This is a genomic window from Acidovorax sp. LjRoot204 (assembly GCF_056175785.1).
In genome coordinates this window covers 23600-31314 of sequence record NZ_JBGFFF010000044.1, presented here as the reverse complement: position 1 = coordinate 31314, position 7715 = coordinate 23600, and the positions used below count along the sequence as shown (strand labels likewise).

The window sequence follows — 7715 nt, the reverse complement described above, 5'->3', positions numbered from 1 at the left end:
CTTTGCCGGCAAAGTCCTTGATGTGGCGTGGCTGGCCGTTGTGATCGGTCAGTGGAATGTCGCGGGCGTACTCAGCGCCGGTGACGTCCACGCCGCGGAATTCGGCCTTTTTCTCGGAACACGCACTCAGGAGGCCTGTAGCGCATATGGATATTGCACCAGCCGCTATCAATTGAAGAGCTTTTCGTTTCTGCATGGAGATCATCACAGCACATAGTGGTCCACTAGCAGTGCCGCAAACAGCACGCTCAGGTGGATAAGGGAGAAGCGGAAGGTCTTGCGGGCCAGAGCGTCCGAATAATTGCGCCAAAGCGCGAACGCGTACCCGCAGAAACCCAGACTGAGGAGCACGGCGGCAACCAGATAAATCCAGGAACTCATGCCGTAGATGAAAGGCATCATGCACCCGGCCAGCAGGATCAGCGTGTACAAGAACACCTGCAACCGCGTGAACTCGTTGCCGTGCGTGACCGGCAGCATGGGCAGGCCAGACTTGCGGTAGTCCTCCACCCGGTACAAGGCCAACGCCCAGAAATGCGGTGGCGTCCACAAAAAGATGATGAGGAAGAGGATAAGCGCCTCGGGCCCTACATCGTTGGTCATGGCCGCCCAACCCAGCACCGGCGGCATGGCCCCCGAGGCGCCGCCAATGACAATGTTCTGGGGCGTCAAGGGCTTGAGGATCACGGTGTAGACCACCGCGTAACCCACAAAGGTGGCAAAGGTGAGCCACATGGTCAGCGGGTTGATCCAGACATACAGCAGCACGGAGCCTGCGGCACAGAGTACGGCCGAGAACAGCAGGGTCTGCGCGTTGGACAGCTCGCCCTTGGCCGTGGGCCGCCAGGCGGTGCGCTTCATCTTGGCGTCAATGCCTTGCTCGACGATGCAATTGAACGCGGCTGCAGCACCCGCCACCAGCCACACGCCCAGGCAGGCCAGCGCCATGTGGCCCAGTTGCGCAGCGTTGGGCAGGCCGGGCACGGCCAGCACCATGCCGATCAGCGCACAAAAGACGATGAGCTGTACCACGCGGGGCTTGGTCAGCGCATAAAACTGCTGGAACCGCGAGGGCGGCACAGCAACGGCGGAGGGGGCAACACTCATGCAGATACTCTCGATGCGCCCGTGGGCGCGGAAAACTCTCGGGGCGCGGGCGCTGCGCGGCTGGACACCAGGGCCCAGGTCAATACCACCACCAAAGCTGCGGCACCGCCGGTATGCAGCACCGCCGCCACCAGGGGCCAGTCCAGCACCACGTTGGACAAACCCGTCACCAGTTGCAGCAAGGTCAGCCCGCCGATCCACCGCGCCTGCGTGGGCAACACGCCACTGCGGTGAAAGCGCCAGGCCACCAGGCCCAGCGCCAGTAGCACCACATAGGCCATCAGGCGGTGCACGTAGTGAATGGCTGTGAGCGCTGCAAAGCTGATGTGGCTGCCGTCTTGCAACAGGCCCAGCTTGCGCCAGATCTGGAAGCCCTGCGCAAAGTCCATAGCGGGCCACCAGCTGCCCTGGCAGGTGGGGAAGGTAGTGCATGCCAGCACCGCGTAGTTGGTGCTGACCCAGCCCCCCAGCACCACCTGAAGGGCGAGCAGCAGTGCCGTCAGTACCAGCCCCCCGCGCAGCGCGGGGGACAGGGTTACCGGTGAGCGCCCCTGGGCACTGTGGGTGTGTCGTACCGCCTGCACACACAACAGGGCCAGCAGCACCAGTCCACCGATCAGGTGCAGGGTGACGATGGCGGGAAAGAGCTTCATGGTCACCGTGAGCGCGCCAAACGCACCCTGCAGGCACACCCACAACAAGGTCACTGTAGGCCACCAGGGACTGAGCGGAGGCGCCTGCCCGCCATCACGCTGGGCGCGCCGCAGCTGCACCCACGAGGAGACAGTGATGACAATGATCAGCACCCCCACCCCCGTGGCGAGATACCGGTGGATCATCTCGATCCAGGCCTTGCCGTGGGTCACCGGGCCGGTGGGCATGGCCTGCTGGGCGGCTGAAATCTCGGCGCGGGCGCCCACCGGGCTGGCACTGCCATAGCAGCCGGGCCAGTCGGGACAACCGAGGCCCGAGTCGGTCAGGCGCGTGAAAGCGCCAAACAGCACCAGATCAAACGTGAGGAACAGCGTGAGCACCGTGAGCGCCTGCAGGCGCCGCACGGGAGAGCTGCGGCGGTTACGCGCCCACACCCAGACCAGCGGCCCCAGCGCGATCACCAGGCCGAGCAGCATCAGCTCGAGCACTGGGGCCAGGTCGTACAACGGTTGGGTATCGGTCATGGCTTGACCGGCCGCCCCGGCTCGTCCCACGAAGAAGAAGCGCGCAGCAGGCGCTCCAGGTCCCGCTTGGCCTTGGCGGCACCGCTGGTGTCCATGGCTGCCGGAAAACGCATCATCCAGTTGCCCATCGGGTCCACCACGTAGAGGTGGTCTGCCAACTGCTGGCCTTGGGCGGGCTCCAGCCAGGCCTTGACGGCACTGGGCTCGACCCGCAACACAGTGGCTTGCTGCAGGGCGGGCGTGAGAGCGGCGGGTGGCAGGGCGTTGTCGTTGATCAGCCAGACCCAGTCCACCCGGTCTTTTTCCTTACCCAAGCTCTCGCGCAGCTGGCGCTGCAGGTACAGGTGCTTCTGGCAGGCCGGATCGCAATCGCCTCCGGCCACGCTCACCAGCAACCATTGGCCTTTGAGGGACTCCAGCCGCTTGGCCCCGCCATCGAGCGTGGAGGCGGTGAGCGCTGGCACGGTGCGCTGGGGGTTGATCAGCTCGCCGTAAACGCGCCGCCCCTCCGGGCGGATCACGTAGTAGGTGAAGTACGAGGCGACCACCGGCGCGGCGCAGATCAGCAGCACGCCCAGCATCTTCCAGCGCCCATGGCGCGCACGCTGTGCGGTGGCGACCGCCTCCCACGCCTCGGGCAAGGTGTGTACGGTCAACCCCAGCGGGTGCTCCGAACGCGCCTCAGGCGGCAGGCTGGCTGCGCGGGCGAATGAACCGTCGGACGATTTGGAACCAGACATAAAGGAGTGCTATCAGGCCGCAGAGCCCGAACCATTGAAATGCGTAACCGTAGTGTTTTTCGACGCCTGCGCCGACCACAGGCCAGTCGCGTTGCAAGCCATCGCCCGCGTCGCCTGCCGGGCCTGTCTGCAACACCGTAAGGGGGGCGAGCGCCAGGCCGGTTTCGGTACGGAACGCTGCCAAGTCGAGATTTTGCCGGATGCGGGAAGACCCCTGTGCGCTATTGCCCCCTTGGAACTCATACAGCCGCGAGGGCGCCAGGGCCACGCGGCCTTGAACGCGCACCTCGGTATCAGCCGGCGGGGTCACGGAAGGCAGCTGGGTGCGGTCCTGAAAATTGCGCCCCACCCATCCGCGCTGCACCAGCACCACCCCAGCACCCCCGCCAGAAAGCTGCAGTGGCGTGAGCACAAAAAACCCAGGGCGCCCCTGCATCTGCCGATTGTCCAGATACACCGTGTGCGCAGGCAACCAGCGCCCCTGCAGCACCACAGCACGGTGTACGAGGGCCTGTTGCGCATCGGGCGTCGCGCTAGCCGGGTCTGTCAGCGTACGCCCGTCTACGGCCGGCTGGCTGGCGCGCGCATCCAGCATCGCCTGCAGCGACTCTTTCTGGGCGGCTCGCGACAATTGCCAACGCCCCAAAGAGGCAGTGACCAGCATGCCCACCACCGCAGCCAGGGTAATGAGCCAAAAACGCAAGTCCGCAGGACGGCGAAAGGGGGTCACAGGATAATGCGCTCCATGAAATACCTCGTAGTGCTGGCGTTCCTCGCCATTTTGGCCAGCCTGGCATCGGCCCTGTTCTTCATGATGCGCAACGGGCGCGACGACAAGAGCAAGGGCAACCACATGGCTAAAGCGCTGGCGGTGCGTGTCGGGCTGTCCATCGTTCTGTTTTTGTGCATTCTGGTGGCCTGGCAGCTGGGATATATCCAGCCCACCGGCCTGCCCGCCACCCGTTGACCTGAGGGCTTGGTCCGCAGCCTGGGGGGCTTGGGCCCATCACAGTCCACCACTGGCCAGCACGCAGAGGGTGGAACAAAAAAAGCGCCGCGAGGCGCTTTTTTTGATGGCGTTCGGGTCTGACTTACATCCAGTAGACCAGCACGTACAGGCCCAGCCACACCACGTCCACAAAGTGCCAGTACCAGGCCGCACCTTCAAAGCCAAAGTGCTTGTCGGCCRTGAAGTGGCCTTTTTGCAGGCGCAGCGTAATCACCAGCAGCATCAGCATGCCCAGGAACACGTGGAAGCCGTGAAACCCGGTGAGCATAAAGAACGTGGAACCGAACACACCCGAGCTGAGCTTGAGGTTCAGGTCGGTGTACAGGTGGTAGTACTCATAACCTTGCACCAGCAGGAACACGAAACCCAGCAGCACCGTGGCCCACATGAAGCCGATGGTCTTGCCACGCTGGTTTTCACGCAGGGCGTGGTGGGCAATGGTCAGCGTCACGCCGGAGGTCAGCAGCAGCGCTGTGTTGATCGTGGGCAGCCAGAAGGGGCCCACCGTCTGGAAGGGCTCGATGATGCCGGCCGGCGAAGCGGTGGCGCCAGCGGCGAGGCTGGGCCAGACGGCCTTGAAATCGGGCCAGAGCAGCGCATTGTCCAGGCTGCCCAATGCAGGCACCGAGTGCGAGCGTGCCCACCACAGGGCTGTGAAGAACGCGCCGAAGAACATCACCTCGGAGAAGATGAACCAGCTCATGCTCCAGCGGTACGACAGATCGATCTTGTGACCATACAGGCCACCTTCGCTCTCACGCACCGCGTCGCCGAACCACTGGTACAGCGTGAACAGCCACCACACCAGCCCCACGGCCAGAGAATATTTACCCCAGTCGTGGCCATTGATCCACTGGCCTGCGCCGAGGATCACAAAGAACAGACCGGCCGCGGCCATCACCGGGTGGCGGGACTCGGCAGGCACATAGTAGTACGGGGTTCCGCCGTGGGTTGATGCACTCATTTCAGCTCCTGATTCTCAAAATCTTTGTTTTCAGTATTTGTTCGCACGAACCAGCCAACACACACTCACACAATCCAGTTCACCAGCCCTATCAGACCAATGACGAGCAAGAAAACCGCGATCAATCCCACCACGATGATGTGAATCGGATTGAGCTTTTCGACATCTTGCTGGTACTCGCTGCCTTTGCGCAAGCCAATCAGCGACCATGCCACTGCACGCACTGTGCGCAGCAACGAGCCCTTGCGTTGCGAGGGCTTGACGTCTGCCGATGGCTCCAGGGGCGCACTCATGACCCGGCTCCTTGCATGCCTGCAGAGCTGGGCGCGGGCAGCACCACCGCCGCCGTCGATTCGGGAGCTGCCGGTGTCTTGCCGCCCACCTCGAAGAAGGTGTACGACAGCGTGATCGTGGTGACGTCTTTGGACAATTTCGGATCAATCACGAACGCCACGGGCCAGGTTTTCTTTTCACCCGGCTCCAGGGTGTACTGRTTGAAGCARAARCAYTCSAGCTTGTTGAARTRCGSMGCGGCCTGCYGSGGCGCATARCTSGGRATGGCCTGMGCSGCCATGCGRCGGTTCTGCACGTTCTGGAAYTCGTACATCACCGTCGTCAGTTCACCAGGGTGCACCTGCACAGAACGCTGCGCTGGCTTGAAGTCCCAGGGACCACGCGAGTTCGCGTCGAACTCCACGGTGATGGTGCGCGACTTGTCCACCTGGGTGTTGGCGGGTACGCGTACATCCTTGCCAGCCACACCGTTGCCAGGCACCTGCCGCTCGGACAGCGACAGGATGTTGATGCCCGTCATCTCACAGATGTGCTTGTAGATCGGGATCAGCACGTAGCCGAAGGCGAACATGCCAGCCGCAATCACGACCAGCTTACCGACCATCTTGGCGTTTTCGCGGTGCAGGCTCATGGGGTGGGCCAGTGGCTTCAGCGGGACAGCAACACCACCTTGACCATGAACCCGACAAAGAACACCACCGCCACGGACGCCAGAATCAGCGCCAGCCGCAGGTTGCTCTTTTTTTGCTCGGGGGTCATGGACATGGTGTTCAGCCAATCACGCGGGTTGCAGTGGCGTCCAGTTTGGGAGGATTCTCAAACGTGTGGAAAGGCGCGGGGGAAGGAACTTCCCACTCCAGGCCCTCGGCACCGTCCCATGGCTTGGCGGGGGCCTTGGCGCCGTTGCCACGCATGGCAGGCACAACGACCGCCAGGAAGAAGTACACCTGCATCAGACCGAAGSCRAACGCACCCACCGARGCMAYCGCGTTGAAGTCRGCRAACTGCATSGGGTAGTCGGCATARCGRCGSGGCATGCCMGCSAGGCCSAGGAAGTGCATCGGGAAGAAGGTGAYGTTGAASGWGATCAGCGAMCMCCAGAARTGGATCTGGCCACGGGTTTCGGAATACATCACGCCGGTCCACTTGGGCAGCCAGTAGTACACGCCAGCAAACATGGAGAACAACGAACCTGCCACCAGCACGTAGTGGAAGTGGGCCACCACGTAGTAGGTGTCCTGCAGCTGGATGTCGATSGGSGCSATGGCCAGGATSAGGCCGGTGAAACCGCCCATGGTGAACACGAAGATGAAGCCCACGGCAAACAGCATGGGGGTTTCAAACGTCATGGAGCCGCGCCACATCGTGGCGATCCAGTTGAAGATCTTCACGGCCGTGGGCACSGMGATCARCATSGTSGCGTACATGAAGAACAGCTGGCCMGTSACSGGCATGCCGGTCGTGAACATGTGGTGSGCCCASACGATGAACGACAGGATCGCGATSGACGAGGTGGCGTACACCATSGAGGCRTAGCCRAACAGCYKCTTGCGSSWGAACGCSGGCACGATCTGGCTGATGATGCCGAAGGCCGGCAAGATCATGATGTASACCTCGGGGTGCCCGAAGAACCAGAAGATRTGCTGGTACATCACCGGGTCRCCGCCRCCGGCGGGGTTGAAGAAGCTGGTGCCGAAGTGGCGGTCCGTCAGCGTCATGGTGATCGCACCGGCCAACACAGGCATCACRGCGATCAGCAGGTAGGCGGTRATGAGCCAKGTCCAGGCGAACATGGGCATCTTCATCAGCGTCATGCCGGGGGCGCGCATGTTCAGGATGGTSACGATGATGTTGATCGAGCCCATGATSGACGAAGCACCCAGGATGTGCATCGCGAAGATGCCGGCATCCATGGAAGGACCCATTTGCAGCGTCAGCGGTGCGTACAGCGTCCAGCCGGCAGCGGGAGCGCCGCCGGGCATGAAGAACGAGCTGACCAGCATCAGYGCGGCRGGRATCAKCAGCCAGAAGCTGAAGTTGTTCATGCGCGCRAASGCCATGTCGGATGCGCCGATCTGCAGYGGGATCATCCAGTTCGCRAAGCCSACGAAGGCCGGCATGATSGCGCCGAACACCATGATSAGGCCGTGCATGGTGGTGAGCTGGTTGAACAGCTCGGGGTTCACCAGTTGCAGGCCGGGCTGGAACAGCTCGGCGCGGATCAGCAGGGCCAGGATGCCGCCGACCATCAGCATGGTGAAGSWGAACARCAGGTASAGCGTRCCGATGTCYTTGTGGTTGGTGGCRAACACCCAGCGGCGCCAGCCGGTGGGGCCATGGTGGTCGTGGCCGTCGTGTGCGTGGTCGCCAGCGTGCCCGTGGTTGTCGAGTACTGCGCTCATGGTGAATTCCTCAATACGATG

At 62.8% G+C, this 7715-nt stretch carries 10 protein-coding genes and 1 pseudogene; 1 reads left to right on the top strand and 10 read right to left on the bottom strand.

Annotated features, from left to right (window positions below):
• The 5 genes and pseudogenes from AC04MI_RS10480 to AC04MI_RS10460 form a co-directional block, all read right to left on the bottom strand.
• A pseudogene (locus AC04MI_RS10480) lies at window positions 1–196 on the bottom strand (SCO family protein); the annotation flags it as partial.
• 8 nt (window positions 197–204) lie between these two features.
• A complete protein-coding gene (gene cyoE, locus AC04MI_RS10475) occupies window positions 205–1107 on the bottom strand; it encodes a heme o synthase (protein ID WP_056746806.1) in 903 nt (300 codons plus the stop codon).
• The gene (locus AC04MI_RS10470) at window positions 1104–2285 is read right to left on the bottom strand and encodes a COX15/CtaA family protein (RefSeq protein WP_056746807.1); all 1182 of its coding nucleotides are present in this window, start codon (window positions 2283–2285) and stop codon (window positions 1104–1106) included. The genes cyoE and AC04MI_RS10470 overlap by 4 nt, the downstream gene beginning before the upstream one ends.
• The gene (locus AC04MI_RS10465; RefSeq protein WP_436077673.1) at window positions 2282–3025 is read right to left on the bottom strand and encodes an SCO family protein; all 744 of its coding nucleotides are present in this window, start codon (window positions 3023–3025) and stop codon (window positions 2282–2284) included. Before AC04MI_RS10465 ends, AC04MI_RS10470 begins: the two co-directional genes overlap by 4 nt.
• A complete protein-coding gene (locus AC04MI_RS10460) occupies window positions 2967–3755 on the bottom strand; it encodes an SURF1 family protein (protein ID WP_436077672.1) in 789 nt (262 codons plus the stop codon). Before AC04MI_RS10460 ends, AC04MI_RS10465 begins: the two co-directional genes overlap by 59 nt.
• Window positions 3756–3770: 15 nt before the next feature.
• On the opposite strand from AC04MI_RS10460, the gene AC04MI_RS10455 reads away from it, so the two are divergent.
• Entirely contained in the window at window positions 3771–3992 is a 222-nt protein-coding gene (locus AC04MI_RS10455; RefSeq protein ID WP_056065987.1) for a twin transmembrane helix small protein, read from the top strand.
• A 124-nt stretch (window positions 3993–4116) separates the two neighbouring features.
• Here the strand turns inward: AC04MI_RS10455 and AC04MI_RS10450 are convergent, their stop codons facing one another.
• From AC04MI_RS10450 to ctaD, 5 genes are all read right to left on the bottom strand, one after another.
• On the bottom strand, window positions 4117–4998 hold the full coding sequence (locus AC04MI_RS10450; RefSeq protein WP_476497748.1) for a cytochrome c oxidase subunit 3: 882 nt from the start codon (window positions 4996–4998) through the stop codon (window positions 4117–4119).
• Window positions 4999–5063: 65 nt separating this feature from the next.
• Window positions 5064–5291 (bottom strand): DUF2970 domain-containing protein, encoded by a 228-nt coding sequence (locus AC04MI_RS10445; RefSeq protein ID WP_056065993.1) that lies wholly within the window; start codon window positions 5289–5291, stop codon window positions 5064–5066.
• Window positions 5288–5923: a cytochrome c oxidase assembly protein gene (locus tag AC04MI_RS10440; RefSeq protein WP_476497747.1), complete on the bottom strand. Its 636-nt coding sequence runs from the start codon at window positions 5921–5923 to the stop codon at window positions 5288–5290. Before AC04MI_RS10440 ends, AC04MI_RS10445 begins: the two co-directional genes overlap by 4 nt.
• Window positions 5924–5940: 17 nt before the next feature.
• Window positions 5941–6051, bottom strand: coding sequence for a cytochrome oxidase small assembly protein (locus AC04MI_RS10435; protein WP_225581085.1), 111 nt, complete (start codon window positions 6049–6051; stop codon window positions 5941–5943).
• 11 nt (window positions 6052–6062) lie between these two features.
• On the bottom strand, window positions 6063–7694 hold the full coding sequence (gene ctaD / locus AC04MI_RS10430; protein WP_476497746.1) for a cytochrome c oxidase subunit I: 1632 nt from the start codon (window positions 7692–7694) through the stop codon (window positions 6063–6065).
• Window positions 7695–7715: the final 21 nt, after the last annotated feature.